The sequence below is a fragment of the Rhizobium sp. BK379 genome (genome assembly GCF_014193955.1).
Taxonomy (GTDB): domain Bacteria; phylum Pseudomonadota; class Alphaproteobacteria; order Rhizobiales; family Rhizobiaceae; genus Rhizobium.
The window spans coordinates 1,393,022-1,408,208 of record NZ_JACIAD010000001.1 but is presented as its reverse complement, the minus strand read 5'-3'; the positions used below and the strand labels follow the sequence as shown (position 1 = coordinate 1,408,208).

11 protein-coding genes are annotated in these 15,187 nt (G+C 60.8%); 9 read left to right on the top strand and 2 right to left on the bottom strand.

Annotated features, from left to right (window positions below; all coding sequences use genetic code 11):
• Positions 1-8: 8 nt before the first annotated feature.
• The gene (locus FHT93_RS07290) at positions 9-698 is read right to left on the bottom strand and encodes an isoprenylcysteine carboxylmethyltransferase family protein (RefSeq protein ID WP_183846893.1); all 690 of its coding nucleotides are present in this window, start codon (positions 696-698) and stop codon (positions 9-11) included.
• Between the two features lie 189 nt (positions 699-887).
• On the opposite strand from FHT93_RS07290, the gene FHT93_RS07285 reads away from it, so the two are divergent.
• The 9 genes from FHT93_RS07285 (at position 888) to FHT93_RS07245 (ending at position 13,864) form a co-directional block, all read left to right on the top strand.
• Positions 888-1,967: a glycosyltransferase family 2 protein gene (locus FHT93_RS07285; RefSeq protein ID WP_112969323.1), complete on the top strand. Its 1,080-nt coding sequence runs from the start codon at positions 888-890 to the stop codon at positions 1,965-1,967.
• 161 nt (positions 1,968-2,128) lie between these two features.
• Complete coding sequence (locus FHT93_RS07280) at positions 2,129-3,574, top strand: MFS transporter (RefSeq protein WP_183846891.1); 1,446 nt, start codon at positions 2,129-2,131, stop codon at positions 3,572-3,574.
• Between the two features lie 275 nt (positions 3,575-3,849).
• On the top strand, positions 3,850-4,899 hold the full coding sequence (locus FHT93_RS07275; protein ID WP_018114385.1) for a histidine kinase dimerization/phosphoacceptor domain -containing protein: 1,050 nt from the start codon (positions 3,850-3,852) through the stop codon (positions 4,897-4,899).
• Positions 4,900-4,920: 21 nt separating this feature from the next.
• Positions 4,921-5,478 carry a DUF924 family protein gene (locus FHT93_RS07270; RefSeq protein ID WP_112546804.1) on the top strand — a complete coding sequence of 186 codons (558 nt, stop codon included), beginning with the start codon at positions 4,921-4,923 and terminating at the stop codon, positions 5,476-5,478.
• Positions 5,479-5,568: 90 nt separating this feature from the next.
• The gene (locus FHT93_RS07265; RefSeq protein ID WP_183846889.1) at positions 5,569-8,202 is read left to right on the top strand and encodes a mechanosensitive ion channel family protein; all 2,634 of its coding nucleotides are present in this window, start codon (positions 5,569-5,571) and stop codon (positions 8,200-8,202) included.
• A gap of 100 nt (positions 8,203-8,302) precedes the next feature.
• Positions 8,303-8,578: a hypothetical protein gene (locus FHT93_RS07260; protein WP_112546805.1), complete on the top strand. Its 276-nt coding sequence runs from the start codon at positions 8,303-8,305 to the stop codon at positions 8,576-8,578.
• A 237-nt stretch (positions 8,579-8,815) separates the two neighbouring features.
• Entirely contained in the window at positions 8,816-11,329 is a 2,514-nt protein-coding gene (locus tag FHT93_RS07255; RefSeq protein ID WP_112969326.1) for an FAD-dependent oxidoreductase, read from the top strand.
• Positions 11,330-11,497: 168 nt separating this feature from the next.
• Positions 11,498-12,328 (top strand): response regulator, encoded by an 831-nt coding sequence (locus FHT93_RS07250; RefSeq protein WP_029616362.1) that lies wholly within the window; start codon positions 11,498-11,500, stop codon positions 12,326-12,328.
• A 204-nt stretch (positions 12,329-12,532) separates the two neighbouring features.
• A complete protein-coding gene (locus tag FHT93_RS07245) occupies positions 12,533-13,864 on the top strand; it encodes a diguanylate cyclase (RefSeq protein ID WP_029616363.1) in 1,332 nt (443 codons plus the stop codon).
• 126 nt (positions 13,865-13,990) lie between these two features.
• On the opposite strand, the gene FHT93_RS07240 is transcribed toward FHT93_RS07245, so the two are convergent.
• A complete protein-coding gene (locus tag FHT93_RS07240) occupies positions 13,991-15,013 on the bottom strand; it encodes a GlxA family transcriptional regulator (RefSeq protein WP_112546808.1) in 1,023 nt (340 codons plus the stop codon).
• Between the last annotated feature and the right edge of the window lie 174 nt (positions 15,014-15,187).

The following is a 15,187-nucleotide window of genomic DNA, read 5'->3' as shown; positions in this document are numbered from 1 at the left end:
GCGGATTTTCACCAGAGGCCGGGAAACAGCCGGTACTTCACCTTGCGGCAATAATCTTCATAACCGGGCAGGTCCCGGCGCAGATGCTTTTCTTCGTCCAGGAGCCGCAGGATCAGGCCAATGAAGATCAATGGCACGATAACGAGCCCCCACAGGGAGGAGAGGGCCAACGGAATGCCGGATGCGAGCGGCAGGACGGCGGCATACATCGGGTGGCGCACGAGGGCGTAAGGGCCGGTGGAGATGACCTTCTGGTCCTCCGATACCTGGATCGTGGCGGAGGCAAAGGTGTTTTCCCTGAGGACGAACACGACGAACAGGAAGCCTGCCGAGATCAGCAGATTGCCGAGAATGACTGCCCAAGCCGGAACGTTCGACCAGCCGAAGCGGTAGTCGAGCGCTGAAACCAGGATGAGGGCGATCATGACGACGCTGGTGAAGAGCTGGATGCGCTTCTGCACCGGTTCCGTCTCGGCGGCAGGGCCGGCGCGCATGCGCTTTTCCAGGAGTGCCGGGTCCCGATAATAGAAATAGGCCGATGAGCCGGCCGACCAGGCGGCGAAATTGAAGAAGAACAGCCAGCCCTGCCAATAGGCGAGCGTGCCTGCCGCCAGGAAGACCATGACGGCGAGGGCGACGAGAAACTTGGCATTGGCTTCGGCGGCCCTGCGGCCGAGATCGGGTGCTGCATCCTGCATGACGCCTCCTTGCGCTTATGCCGCGCAATTCAGTTTGTGGCTCTGCCTTTAGAATCTGCAAAGCAGACGCATGATATCAAGTCATTGCCGGAGGTGCAGGTTGCGACCATCAGGCCAGGGGCGCGCTGCCTCTGCGCCTTCAGGTGATTGGTCATGCTGCCCTGCGGGGAGCAAGGAGGTTCGGTGGATATGGGCAAATCCGTTGATGGTGCCGAGACGAAGACGAAGCTTTCCATCGTCGCACCCTGCTACAACGAGGCCGAGGGACTGAAAGAGTTCTGCCGGCGGGCGAGGGCGGCTGCGCAGGCTGTTGCCGGCCAATCTTTCGAGATCATCCTCGTCGACGACGGATCCAGCGACGATACCTGGGGCGTGATATCGCAGCTTGCGGCAGGCATTCCGCAGGTACTCGGCGTCAAGCTCCTGCGCAATCACGGCCATCAGCTCGCGGCAACCTCGGGCCTTGCGGTGGCGCGCGGCGAGCGCGTGCTGCTTATCGATGCCGATTTGCAGGATCCGCCGGAATTGCTTTCCCAGATGATGGCGATCATGGATCAGGGCGCCGACGTCGTTTACGGGCAGCGCAGCGAGCGCAAGGGCGAGACGAAGTTCAAGCTCATCACCGCCTCCGTCTTCTACCGGCTGCTGACGCGGCTTACCTCCATCTCGATCCCGCAGGACACCGGCGATTTCCGGCTGATGAAGGCGCGCATCGTGCATATCCTCCTCAACATGCCGGAACGGCACCGCTTCATCCGGGGAATGGTGAGCTGGATCGGCGGCAGGCAGGTGGCGTTGCGGTATACGCGCGATGCCCGCTATGCCGGCTCGACGAAATATCCGCTGAAGAAGATGATCCGCTTCGCGATCGATGCGATCACCAGCTTCTCGATCATTCCGCTGCGCATTAGCGCGTGGATGGGGCTGATATCGGCGGTGTTTGCGGTCGGGCTCCTGGTCTATACGCTCGTGCAATGGTTCGAGGGCAATGTCATCACCGGCTGGTCGAGCATCATGGCGGCCATTTCGGCCCTGAGCGCCATCCAGTTGATCGCGCTCGGCACGCTCGGCGAATATGTCGGCCGCCTCGTGCAGGAGCACAAGCGCCGGCCGATGTTCATGATCGACTGCGTGGTGCAGGGCGAAGTAACGTCTGAATTGGCCGACAACTTTTCCGAACTCGACACGGCCAGCCGCAGGTCGGAACTCGGCAAGCTTCCGGCAGCAATCGTAACTGCAAAGCCGATTGAAACTGCCGTCGGCGGCTGATGCCGAATTGTTGCCGCACGGGGCGACAAAAATATTGGCCCTCGCGGGATTTTTCCTTTCCGATCCCGAATAAGGGGCGTATCCAGATCGGGTATCCCTCCGCGCGGCCTGCCTTTCGGTTTCCCGCCTTTTCTCCCGTAATCCGGAATTCGCACAGATCGATGACTGCAGTTCAGACGAGTGAGAAGACAGATGAGGCGTTCGGCGCCCGTCAGGCCAAGATCGTAGCGCTGGTCGTTGCCGTTTCATTCTTCATGCAGATTCTCGACGGCACGATCGTCACCACTTCGCTGCCGCAGATGGCGGCGAGTTTCGGCGTACAGCCGGTCGCTATGAGCATCGGCATAACCGTCTATATGCTGACGACGGCGGCCTTCATTCCGCTTTCAGGCTGGCTGGGCGACCGGTTTGGGGCGCGACGCGTCTTTCTCACGTCCATTGCCGTTTTTACTGTGGCATCGCTGTTCTGCGGCCTGTCGGGAAGCCTCACCGAATTCGTCATTGCGCGTGCGGTGCAGGGCGTAGGCAGTGCGCTGATGACGCCGGTTGGGCGTATCATCGTGCTCAAGAACGCCCGCAAGTCCGAGCTGGTGCAGGCGATCGCGCTGATCACCTGGCCGGCGCTGACGGCGCCCGTCGTCGGCCCGGTACTCGGCAGCTTCATCACCACCTATGCCAGCTGGCACTGGAACTTCCTGATCAATATCCCGATCGGCATGATCGGCATCGCGCTGGTGCTGCGCTTCGTGCCGGAGCAGCGTGAAGAGAGTGTCGGGCCGCTCGATGTAAAGGGCTTTTTCCTGAGCGCGGCCGGCCTGACCCTGCTGCTTGCCGGGCTCGAACTATCGGTCAAATGGGAGGGCGGCTTACTGCCGCTCATCGTGCTGCTTGGCGCCGGTATCGTGTTTTCCGTCATGGCGACGCGGCATTTCCGGCGGGTCGACAATCCGCTGCTCGATCTCGCCGCCTTCAGGGTGCAGACCTTCTCGATGACGACGCTTTCGGCGGGCACGGCCTGCCGCACGGCGATCAATGCGACGCCGTTCCTGCTGCCGCTGCTCTTCCAGCTGGGTTTTGGTCTGAGCTCGATTGCTGCCGGCACCTATCTCCTGGTCTATTTCCTCGGCAATCTCGGCATGAAGACGGTGACGACGCCGCTCTTGCGGCTTTTCGGCTTCCGTAACGTGCTCTTCTGCAACGGCGTCATTGCAGCCGGCTCGATCATCGGCTGCGGCTTTCTCACGCCTGATACTCCTGAGGTCGTCATTTCGGCGCTACTCCTCGTTGCCGGGCTTTCCCGGTCGATGGAGTTTACGGCGCTCAACACGCTGTCCTTTGCCGATATCGGCCCGTCGCAGAGAAGTTCGGCTTCGACGCTGTCGAGCATGCTGCAGCAGATTTCCATGCTGCTCGGTGTTGCCGTTGCGGCCGCCGTGCTCAACACTTCCTCGGGGCTGCGCGGTGCCGCCGGCCCTGCACTTGGCGATTTCCGCTGGGCGTTCTTCGTGGTCGGCATGATCGGCTTTTTATCTTGCCTGCGGTTCCTGCAGCTTTCTGCCGACGCGGGTGCCGAAGTTTCGCACCACCGCCGCTTTCAAAAAAGCTGATCAGTGGGCGGAACCATTTGCCTCTCCTTGCGTTTAAAACCTGGTTTTCAGTATTCGTGTTCGCAATTTTTTTAGAGGGGCTTCCGGCTGCAGCCGGGGCAGGGGTCGACATTTCCGATGGCATTTTCCTTCGATCCGTCTGGCATCAGGCGTCACATCATACCAAAGGCTAGGTGCTGTTTACGCGCGCCTGTCGATGCAATACGACAGTCACATGCAGAACGACTCGGCGGCCTCACAGCCGGTATTGCTGCGGGAAAACGCCCGGAGGCAGAATGAGCGAGTCCAATACGGATGCTGCAATCCGTATCCTTTATATCGATGATGACGAGGCGCTGGCGCTGCTGATGCAGAAGAACCTCGGCCGTCGCGGCTTTACGCTCGAATGGGCAAGCGACGGGACAACGGGCCTTGAGCGGCTCGCCAAGGGGGGCATCGATGCAGTCGTTCTCGATCATTTCCTGAAAGCCGAAACCGGCCTCGAAATCCTGCCGCGCATCATGGCGCTGCCCGATCATCCGCCTGTCATCTACGCCACCGGCTCCGGCGATACGAGCATTGCGGTTGCAGCCCTGAAGGCTGGCGCGGACGACTATGTGCTGAAAGGCATTTCGCCCGATTATTTCGATCTTCTGGCTGCGGCGCTGGAACAGGGGCTGGAGCGGGCGCGCTTCCGCCGCGATACGGCGCAGGCGCAGGAGGTGATCCGACAGCAGCGCGATCATGCCGAAATGCTGCTTGCCGAAGTCAATCACCGCATTGCCAACAGTCTCGGCCTCGTCGGCGCCCTGATCCGGATGCAGTCCTCCATGACCAAGGATCAGGTGGCGGTCGATGCGCTGCAGGAAACGCAGATGCGCATCAACGCAATCGCCAGCGTTCACCGCCGCCTCTACACCAACCGGCAGGTCGGCACAGTGCAGGTGGATGAATACCTGAGCAGCCTTCTGACCGAGCTCGAGACCTCGATACGCGACGACAAGCGGCCGCACCGCGTGGTGCTGACAGCCCAGCCGGTCAATCTCTCGACCGACAAGGTCATCACGCTCGGTCTGATCGTCAGCGAACTCGTCACCAATGCCTTTAAATATGCCTATCCGGATGGCAGCTCGGGCGAGATCAATGTTATCGTCGAACAGGATAGCGATGTGCTGAAAGTGACCGTCGAGGATGGCGGCCAGGGCTTTGATCCCTCCGGCCCGGCGAAGGGAACCGGCCTCGGGTCGAAAATCCTGACTGCAATGGCGGGCAGCCTGAAATCCGAACTTGTCTACGATCCGGAGCATCGCGGCACGAGGGCGATACTGGTCTTTTCCATAGGCTGACCTGACGCCTGGGGAGGCATCATGAACACGGATATCGTCTGCACGCCTGACGAAGTCTACGATTTCTGGTTCGTTCGCTGCAGCCGGAAGGAATGGTTCGGCTCGACCGCCGAACTGGACGAGGAGATCCGGGCCCGGTTCCGCGCAACCCACCTGTCGCTTGCCCGCAGCGTTACCGAGGAATGGCGCTCCACCCCGGAAAGCCGGCTTGCGGCCGTGATCGTGCTCGACCAGTTTCCGCGCAATATCTACCGGGCGACACCGCTTGCCTTTTCGACTGACGGACTGGCGTTGCGCGAGGCGAAGATGGCGCTTGCCGTCGGCGCCGACCACGCCCTCGAGGGCATCCAGCGGACCTTCTTCTACATGCCGTTCGAACATGCGGAAGACCTCGTCGAGCAGGATCGTTCGGTCGTGCTTTTCACCGCACTCGGCGACGAGGAGTTTCGCGACTATGCGCTTCGCCACCGGGACGTGATCGCGACATATGGGCGTTTTCCGCATCGCAACGCTATCGTCGGACGGGAGTCGAGCGAGGCCGAACTGGCGTATCTGGCGCTTCCCGGTTCCGGTTTCTGAGCCATTACCTTGGAATTCCGCCTTTCTGTCGCCTTTCTTTCCTATAAGAAGCGGTCAATTACCTCTGATACGAATCCACCCGGGGGCTTCTTGCGCTTGACACATTGGCTGTTTCGCACCGTTCTTCTGCTGTCGCTGGCTGTTGCCGGCCTGCACCTCGATGGAAAGGCCGTCTTCGCGCAGGCCCCTCAGCCGGCGGCCGAGGCACAGACGCAGTCCGCTCCGGCCCAGACAGCTCCAAGCCAGGCAGCTCCGGGCCAGGCGGCGCCAGCTCCGGCGGCCGCAACAGAGGCGCCCCTTGCCAACGGCGCACTCGATCAGGCGCTGAAGGATATCGACAAGGCGAAGAACCAGCTTGTCTCGCTGCAGGACCGCGTCAAGCAGAATGCCGACAATGACGATGCTCTCGTGGAGCTTGCCGGCCAGACGGATGAACTCGGCCGCGGCGTTATCGCGACATCCGTCAGCCTGCGCCCGCGTTTCGACCAGATCAAGAGCCGCCTGACCGAACTTGGCGAGCCGCCGAAGGACGGCCAGCCGCCGGAAGCGCAGATCGTCACCGACGAGCGAAATGCGCTGACGGCGGAACGCTCGCAGATCAATGCCGTCACGGGTGACGCGGAGAATCTGTCGATCGCGATCACCAAGCTTTCCAACGTGATCACGGCGACGCGGCGCCAGCTCTTTGCCGATACGCTGTTCCGGCGCACCGAAATTTCCGCCTCCGTCATCGACGATGCGGTCGGTGCGTTCGTTGATGAGGCGGGCGAGTTTTTGCAGACGCTTTCGAGCTGGATTACCTTCGTCTGGAAATTCAAGAGCCTGCAGCTGTTTGCAGCGATCTTCCTGTCGCTCGCGACGGCCCTTATCCTGCTTTCCGGCGGCTACCGGCTTTTCGGCCAGTATCTGCGGCGTGATCTCCATGTCGAGGAACCCTCCTATATCAGCCGCCTTTCCTTTGCCTTCTGGTCGACGCTGATCCGCACGGCTTCGCTGGATGTGCTGCTGGTGACGTCGCTGATCTTCCTCGACGGCTTCAATGTGCTGAGAAGCGATATCACGCCTGTGATCGGCGCGCTTTTCGGCTCGATCGGCCTCGTCTATTTCGTCGGCCGTTTCGTCAACGCGGTCTTTGCGCCGAATGATCCGTCCTGGCGTCTGGTGCGCCTTTCCAATCTCGGCGCCCGCTCGGTCGGCTACTGCCTGATCGCCATGGCCGTCGTCAACGCGCTCGATTATCTCTTCGGCGCCATCGGCGAGGCGATGGGATCGCCGTTGGTTCTGACGGTCGTACGCAGCCTGCTTGCGGCGCTGATCATCGGCCTCATCCTGATTGCCGTTTCCTTCGGCAAGCCGATGCTGGCGAAGAATGGCGATCCCGATGCGCCGGGCCGTCACTGGCCGCGCGGCATGGCGATCCTGCTGCGTGTTTTCGGTGCAGGCCTCATCCTTGCAGCGCTCTCGGGCTATGTGGGCTTGGCGCGGTTCGTCGCCACGCAGCTCATCATCACCAGTGCCATCATCGTCACCACCTATATCGGCCTGCTGCTCGGCAAGGCGATCTCGCGGCAGGACAATTTCGCCGATACGTTCCTCGGGCGCTTCCTGCAGACCCGCTTCAAGCTTGGCGACGTTGCGATCGATCAGGTGGGGTTGGTTGTCGGCCTCCTGATCTACGCCGTGGCACTCCTGACAGGCATTCCGCTCATCCTGCTGCTCTGGGGCTTCCATGTGCAGGATCTGCAGCTGCTTGCCTACCGGCTATTCACAGAGGTGCGGCTCGGCGGCATCAGCATTTCGCTGCTCGGCATCTTCACGGGCATCCTGCTCTTTGCCGGCGGTTATCTCGCGACGCGCTGGGTGCAGAAATGGCTCGACAGCAATGTCATGGCGCGCAGCCATGTCGATCTGGGGGTGCGCAATTCCGTCAAGACCGGCATCGGCTATCTCGGCGTAGGCCTGGCGGCGATCTTCGGCGTTTCGGCTGCCGGCATCGACCTTTCGAACCTTGCGCTCGTTGCTTCGGCACTCTCGGTCGGTATCGGTTTCGGCCTGCAGAATATCGTGTCGAACTTCGTTTCAGGCCTGATCCTGCTGGTCGAGCGCCCCTTCAAGGTGGGCGACCATGTCGTTTCGGGCACCGCCGAAGGCATCGTCAAGCGCATCTCGGTGCGCGCCACCGAAATCGAGACCTTCCGCAAGCAGTCGATCATCGTGCCGAACTCGGATCTGATCAACGGGCTCGTCGGCAACTGGACGCATCGCAACAAGCTCGGCCGTTCGGAAATCCCGGTTTCCGTGAGCTACGAGGCCGATCCGCGCAAGGTGATGGATATTCTGCTGGAGCTGACAGCGGCCGTGCCGTTGATCCTGCGCAATCCCGAGCCCCATGTGGAGTTCCTGCGCTTTGGACCTTATTCGCTGGATTTCGAGCTGCGCTTCTTCCTGGCCGATATGGGCGACGGCCTGACGGTGCGCAACAATCTGAGGATCGAGATCCTCAGGCGCTTCAAGGCGGAGGGCATCGAGATCCCGTTGCCGCAGAGCGATCTGACCATTCACCGGCAGGCAAATGCGGAGGCGGAGAAGGTGCTCGTCCAAAAGCCCGATGAGCCCGAAGAGGCCGCGGCTGAAGACGAGGTCAAGGATATAGAAACGGTAGAAGACGAGCGGCCGGTGCGCCAGTTGCGCAGCAAGACGGCGGACGGCAAGCTCAAAGGCTGAACGGGCCATTCAGCGCTCATTCACGGGTTTTGCGCTATAACCTCAGGCAATCGATCGCTGCAGGCGCAGCGACGAGCGCCCAGGGGAGGGCGTAAAGCCTATGTCGCATACCGTGACACGATCCGCAGTCGCATTTCTTCTTCTCCTTTCCACGACATCTTTCGCACTGGCAGCCTCCGTTACCAACAAGGACGGGGCCCCGGTTGTGCTGACCGTCACCGAGGGCGGCAACCGCGTCGAAGTCGTCGTCGACGCCGGCGCTTCCGAACGGTTCTGTCCTTCCGGTTGCTTCATGACGACGCCCGATGGCGACCGTATCGGGCTTTCCGGCGACGAGACGATCGAGATCGTCAAGGGTTCCGCCGTCATCAAATGACGGCGGCTTGCGCCCGGCCACCATCGATTTTTATGAATTTTTGAGCCTCGTGGCTTTTGACGCTTGTCTATTTGCGCATCGTCGCGGCAAGCTTTTCCCATGTCGTAAACAGGCCTCTCATGACGCAGGCCTCACTGCATAGTTCGCGAAGATGGTTCGTCCGGCTCGAGAAGCCGGATATTGGGAGTTCATCCGGTATGGGCTGCCGGATATCAGGTAGAAGAGGGTATTTTCTCCATGAAGTCACATGCGCGGGCAGTGGTCATCGGCGGCGGCGTCGTCGGCGTTTCGACGCTCTATCACCTTGCGAAGAAGGGATGGGGCGACAGCGTGCTCATCGAGCGCAAGGAGCTGACATCAGGCTCGACCTGGCATGCAGCCGGCCTGCTGCCGCTCTTCAACATGAGCTACTCGGTCGGCCAGATCCACAAATATTCCGTGCGCTTCTATCAGGAACTGCAAGAGGAAACCGGCATGAATGTCGGTTTCAGCAAGGTTTCCAACATTCGGCTCGCTCGCACCAGGGATCGCTGGGACGAATTCATGTACTATGCCGGCATTGCCGAGACGATCGGCGTGAAGGTCAATATCCTCACACCTGAGCAGGTGAAGGAGATCTGGCCGCTCTGTGAGACCGACGGGCTGCTCGGCGCCATCCAGCATCCCGATGACGGCTATATCCAGCCGGCGGACCTGACACAGGCGCTTGCCAAGGGCGCGCGCGACCGTGGTGCCACGATCTACCGCAACACGACGGTCACCGCCATCGAGCAGCAGGCTGACGGCCTCTGGAAGGTGACGACCGACAAGGGTGAGATCACCGCCGAACACATCATCTCCTGCACCGGCAACTTCGCCCGCAAGACCGGCGATATGGTCGGCATCAACATTCCCGTCATCCCGGTCGAGCACCAGTATATCGTCACCGAGCCGCATCCCGATATTCTGGCCCGCAAGGCAAAGGGCCTGCCGGAAATGGGCGTGCTGCGTGAGGCCGACAGCGCCTGGTACATGCGCGAGGAAAATGGTGGGCTGCTGCTCGGCCCTTACGAGCAGGGCGCACCGGTCTGTTATGTCAACGGTCCCTCCGATGACAGCGAATATGAGCTCTTCCAGGAAGAACTCGAGCGCCTGATGCCGCATATCGAAACCGCGATCGCCCGCGTGCCGGCCTTTGGCGAAGTCGGCATCAAGAAGGTCTATAACGGCGCCATCGCCTATACGCCTGACGGCAACCCTATCGTCGGCCCGGCGCCGGGCCTCAAGAACTTCTGGTTGAACGAAGGCCATTCCTTCGGCATCACCGCGGCCGGCGGCGCCGGCTGGCAGCTTGCCGAATGGATCGTCGATGGCGAGCCGACCGTCGACATGATGGGTGTCGATCCGCGCCGCTTCGGCCCCTATGCGAAGGAGGGCTACCTCATCGCCAAGAACGAGGAGGCCTATGCCAACGTCTTCACCATGCACTATCCGGACGAGGAGCGCGCCGCCGCCCGTCCGCTGAAGACGACGCCGGTCTACGATCGCCTGAAGGCGCTCGGCGCCGTGTTCGGTTCCGTCTATGGCTGGGAGCGCGCCAACTGGTTTGCGCCCGAGGGCTACGACCTGCCGAAGGACCAGATCGGCGTTGGCGCCGACGTTCTGACCAACCACAATCATTCCGACCCGACCGAAGACGGCCGCATTCTGGAAAAGTGGTCCTTCCGCCGCTCGAACTATTTCGAGCATGTCGGCAACGAAGTCATGAACGTCAACAAGAATGTCGGCGTGCTCGACATGTCGGCTTTCGCCAAGGCGCTGGTCACCGGTCCCGGCGCGCGCGCATGGCTGGAATCGATCTTCGCCAATGCGATCCCGAAGAAGCGCGGCCGCATCGCGCTCTGCCACATGCTGACCAAGGAAGGCGGCGTGCGCGCAGAATTCACCGTTTATGAAAGCGCGCCCGGCACTTTCTATCTCGTCTCGGCGGGCGCCTATGAGGCGCATGACCACGACTATATGCGCAAGCTCCTGCCGGCAGACGGCAGCGTCAAGTTCACGCCGATCACCCAAGGCTGGGGCGTGCTCGTTCTTGCCGGGCCGAAGTCGCGCGATGTGCTGAAGAAGCTGACGCGCACGAGCCTCGACAACAAGGATTTCCCTTGGCTTTCGGGCAAGGAGATCTCGGTCGGTGCGGCGAGCGCCCATGCGCTGCGCGTCAACTTCGTCGGCGAACTCGGCTGGGAGCTGCATCATCCGATCGAGATGCAGAACTACATCTTCGACAAGCTGATGGAAGCCGGCGCCGAATTCGGCATCAAGCCCTTCGGCATCCGCGCCATGCTTTCCATGTCGGTCGAAAAATCCTATCGACTGATCCCGCGCGAAATGTCGATCGAGTACAATGCCTATGAATCCGGCCTCGACCGCTTCATCAAGCCGGAGAAGGAATTCCTCGGCCGCGAGGGCCTGCTCTCCTACAAGGAAAAGGGCCTGAAGTGGAATTTCGCGACGCTGGTCGTCGAGACCGGCAACGACGTCGATGCGCGCGGCTCGGAGGCGATCTACAACGAGGCGGGCGAGCTCGTCGGGCGCGCCACCAATGGTACGTTCGGCTTCCGCATCAACCGCTCGCTCGCGCTTGCCATGCTGCGGCCCGATTATGCCAAGGAAGGCACGAAGCTGAAGATCAAGATCCTCGGCACCACCTACAACGCCACCGTCGTCGGCGAGAGCCCGTTCGATACGGAGAACGCGGCACTTCGCGCCTGACCGCCTTGTGACCTGTTCTAGTTTCTTAAGCATATGAAGAAGAAAAAGGCGGCCGCACCATCGGCCGCCTTTTTCATCGCTGGCCATGGCAAGCCGATTAATAATTATTCAAATGAATTCACGTAACCGTTTCGTTCGGGGACACAATTTCCACTTTAAAGGTTTGCCATGGCGTTTCTAGGTATTTCGGGAATGCAATATTCCGGAGAAATGTTTGCCGGCGCGCGTATTATCCTCGCTGAAGATTCCAACGTCTTCACCTCGATGATCGGAAAGCGCCTGAAGGAGCTCTTCGACATCGACGTCGAGATCTGCCGCAGCTTCGAAGAGCTGCAGCTTTCCTATGACAAGTCTTCAGACCCGATCACGCTGGCGATTTCCAACATCAACCTGCCGGGCGCCGAAAACGGCGAGGCGCTGGAATATCTGGTCGACCTGTCGATCCCGACGATCGTCTTTACCGGTACTTTCCAGGAAGGCATGCGCGACAAGCTGCTCGCCAAGGATATCGTCGACTATATCCTCAAGGACAATATCTTTGCCGTCGATCTCCTGGCGGAGTCGATCTGCCGGTTCTTGACCAACCATCGCCATCACGTGCTGATCGTCGATGACAGCGCCACGGCCCGCGCGCTGCTGTCCAGCCGCCTGAAGCGCTATAATTTCCGCGTCAGCACCGCCGAGAGCGGCGCCAAGGCGCTTGAGATCCTCAAGGCCAACCGCGATATCGGCCTGATGGTCACCGACTACAACATGCCCGATATTGACGGCTTCGAGCTGACGCGCCGCATCCGCGCCACGATCGGCTCGCACGAGCTGCGCATCATCGGCGTTTCCTCCTCATCGAACCGGCTGCTTTCGGCGCGGTTCCTGAAGGCCGGCGGCAATGATTTCATGCTGCGCCCGTTCATCGACGAGGAATTCTACTGCCGCGTCAACCAGAACCTGGATACGCTTCTGCAGATCCAGTCGATGCGCAGGGAACGCGCTGTTGCCTGACCCGGCCGCGAAGATCAGCGACAGAGAAGCGGCCCGATGATCGGTCTTCATCGGGGTGGCGCAAAGGCGGCGCATATTCTTGCAATCACAGGTATTGCGACCGCCATTTGTCCCCTTCACGGAGGAGGGGCTCTCGGTTATCGTCCAGCGCGTTATGAGAGAGGGCGAGTCGAGCCCTCCGGGCGCGTCGGGGGATAGGCAGCTGTGGCATTCCAGGGGGAGTTTCAGCGAGATGGTTCGGGTCCTCGGTTCGGAGGAGTTCGTGTACTACTGGTTGAAGATTCCCGGATGTTTTCGGCCGTGCTCCGCCATCGCTTCCAGACCGAGCTCAATCTCAATGTCAAATGCTGTTCCTCGCTGAAGGCGCTGCGCGAGGAGCTCTCCCAGGAAGGCCATGACTACGGCATGGCCGTGGTTGACCTGAACCTGCCTGACGCGCCTTATGGCGAGGCGCTCGACTGCATGATCGAGCACAATATTCCGGCCATCGTTTTCACGGCGACTTTCGATCTCAATACGCGTGCCCGCATCCTGGAACGCAATGTCATCGACTATGTGCTGAAGGATAACGAGTTCGCGCTCGACAATCTGGTCGCGACGGTGCGCCGGGCGATCATGAACCGCAAGACGCGCGTGCTCGTCGTCGATGACGTGCCATCGGCGCGCCAGGTGCTGGTCGATCTGCTGAGGGCGCAGCAATATATGGTGGTGGAGGCCAGTTCCGGCCTCGAGGCGCTCGCGGCACTCGAAGCCTTCGGCGACATCGAACTCGTCGTGACAGACCATCATATGCCAGATATGAGCGGCTATGAGCTGACGCGGCGCATCCGCCACCGGTTCGGCTCGGACAAGATGCGCGTCATCGGCGTTTCCTCGTCGAACGACCGCATGCTGTCGGCAAGTTTCCTGAAGGCGGGCGCCAGCGATTTCGTCTACCGGCCCTTCGTCGTCGAAGAGCTGCAGTGCCGCATCGCCAACAATGTCGAGACGCTGACGCAGATGAAGCAGCTGCGCGCGGCGGCCGCCTGCGATTACCTGACCGGCCTCTATAACCGGCGCTACTTCTACGACAATGGCCCGAAGCTGGTGAACGAATGCCTGCGCCTGAAAATGTCGAGCGCGGTTGCCATTCTCGATATCGACCATTTCAAACGTCTCAACGACACCTATGGCCACGAGATCGGCGACAAGGTGCTGAAGGCCGTCGCAGACAGGCTACAGACGATCTTCGAAGGCAGTGACAATCTTCTCTCGCGTCTCGGCGGCGAGGAATTCGCGATCCTCTTCCCGCAGATGGATTCGCTTGCGGCCACCAAGCTCTGCGACGAGATCCGCTCGGATATTTCCCGTCTGAAGGTGACGGCGGACGATGAGGAACTGTCGGTGACAGTCTCGATCGGCGTGGCCGAAATCGCCGGCTACGAGACCTTCGAAAACTATCTGAACGCGGCAGACCAGTTTCTTTACATGGCCAAGCACAAGGGGCGTAACCTTGTCTATTCCGATGCCAAGATGACGGAAGAGGCGGCGCAGTAAGGGCGCAATTCGCGTGCGCCGTCCTCCTCGGGACAGGCGCGACCATGACGGTGGCAGTGCTGCCGCAAATCAAAAAAGGCGGCCACCGAGCCGCCTTTCATATTCCATCATACTGCAGTCACTGCATTAAGCTGCGACTGCCTGCTGGCGGGCCGTTGCCATGGTCATCTTGCGGTCGGCGCGCTCCTGCTGCGGGGAGCGCTGGTAGAGTTCGCGATAACACTTGGAAAAGTGCGAGGCGGAGACGAAGCCGCAGGCGACGGCGACTTCGACGACCGGCATGGAGGACTGCACCAGCAGGTGGCGGGCGCGGTCGAGACGGATTTCCAGATAGTAGCGGGCAGGGGACCGGCCCATTTCCTGGCGGAAGAGGCGCTCGATCTGGCGGCGCGACAGGCCGGCGCCCTCGGCGATTTCGAGCAGAGACAGGGGCTCGGCGAGATTGCCTTCCATCAGTTCGATGATCGACAGCACCTTGGCATTCTGGACGCCCAGGCGGGCGCGCAGCGGCAGTCGCTGACGATCATGCGGGTTGCGCACGCGATCGGTCAGGTGCTGTTCGCAGATGCGGTTGACGAGGCTTTCGCCGAAATCCTCGCCGACGAGGTTCAGCATCATGTCGAGCGAGGCCGTGCCGCCGGCACAGGTATAGAGATTGTTGTCGACCTCGTAGAGGTCGGCATAGACCTCGGCCTGCGGAAACGCCTCGGAGAACCCCGGAAGGTTTTCCCAGTGGATCGCGCAGCGCTTGCCATTCAGGAGACCCGCCTGGGCAAGCACATGCGCGCCCGTACAGAGCGAACCGACGGCAACGCCGCGATTGTAGGATTCGCGCAGCCAGGCATTGACGGATTTATTGTTGAAGGTCTCGACATCGATGCCGGAACAGACGAGCACCATGCCCGGCCGGTTTTCCCCGCCGAGATGGCGGCGCTCTTCGGCGAGCGAGGAATTGGCCTCCACGCCGATGCCGCAGGAGGAATAGACCTTTTCGCCGTCGACGGAAGTCAGGCGCCACGTATAGGCCTGATAGCCGAGCATGCGGTTTGCGATGCGCAGTGTATCCACCGCCGCCGAAAAGGGCAGCATGGTGAATTGAGGGACCATGAAGAAGACTACGGAACGTTTCTTGAGCTGCATCTTGTTCATTGGAAAATCCATGCTCGAGGGCGACTGCATATTGGTCGCGTGGAATGCGTCGCTCCGATGTTCTAAAAGCGACACTGGCATGGAAAAATGCGGCTAGGAAGAGCAAATCTGCGACATGACAGGAGATTTGCGGCGCGAGCGAAGCAAAAAGTGTCGCTGCGGCGGGGTGGTCTT

Excerpts from the sequence above, each read along its gene's own strand:
- FHT93_RS07260 (WP_112546805.1), top strand. The coding sequence starts at position 8,303 with ATGTCGCATACCGTGACACGATCCGCAGTCGCATTTCTTCTTCTCCTT.
- FHT93_RS07270 (WP_112546804.1), top strand. The coding sequence starts at position 4,921 with ATGAACACGGATATCGTCTGCACGCCTGACGAAGTCTACGATTTCTGG.
- FHT93_RS07275 (WP_018114385.1), top strand. The coding sequence starts at position 3,850 with ATGAGCGAGTCCAATACGGATGCTGCAATCCGTATCCTTTATATCGAT.
- FHT93_RS07290 (WP_183846893.1), bottom strand. The coding sequence starts at position 698 with ATGCAGGATGCAGCACCCGATCTCGGCCGCAGGGCCGCCGAAGCCAAT.
- FHT93_RS07285 (WP_112969323.1), top strand. The coding sequence starts at position 888 with ATGGGCAAATCCGTTGATGGTGCCGAGACGAAGACGAAGCTTTCCATC.
- FHT93_RS07240 (WP_112546808.1), bottom strand. The coding sequence starts at position 15,013 with ATGAACAAGATGCAGCTCAAGAAACGTTCCGTAGTCTTCTTCATGGTC.
- FHT93_RS07280 (WP_183846891.1), top strand. The coding sequence starts at position 2,129 with ATGACTGCAGTTCAGACGAGTGAGAAGACAGATGAGGCGTTCGGCGCC.
- FHT93_RS07250 (WP_029616362.1), top strand. The coding sequence starts at position 11,498 with ATGGCGTTTCTAGGTATTTCGGGAATGCAATATTCCGGAGAAATGTTT.
- FHT93_RS07255 (WP_112969326.1), top strand. The coding sequence starts at position 8,816 with ATGAAGTCACATGCGCGGGCAGTGGTCATCGGCGGCGGCGTCGTCGGC.